This window comes from Leptotrichia sp. OH3620_COT-345, assembly GCF_003932895.1.
Taxonomy (GTDB): Bacteria; Fusobacteriota; Fusobacteriia; order Fusobacteriales; family Leptotrichiaceae; genus Pseudoleptotrichia.
In genome coordinates, this window is the sequence record NZ_RQYW01000230.1 from 1 (window position 1) to 224 (window position 224).

Genomic DNA, 224 nt, shown 5'->3' on the forward strand with positions numbered 1-224 from the left:
CCTAAATGTATTCCGTTATTCTTTAATACATTAAATGCTCCTAATCCTACTATATTTCCCTGACTGTATAAGCCAAGGTCATATTTTACTCTCTTATCGCCTGATGATATTGCCAATGCTGAGCCTCTTGATATGCCCGTTGACAACCATAAGCTCGACCAACTTCCGTCAAATACTTTTCCTGTAAAACTTTCCAATAAATCTGCCGCCATACCTCTTGACGG

The 224-nt window shown here is 39.3% G+C and carries 1 protein-coding gene; it reads right to left on the bottom strand.

The window, feature by feature from the left end; genetic code table 11:
• The coding region (locus tag EII29_RS11880; protein ID WP_148096465.1) for a hypothetical protein at window positions 1–212 on the bottom strand (212 nt) is incomplete at its 3' end.
• Window positions 213–224 lie beyond the last annotated feature (12 nt).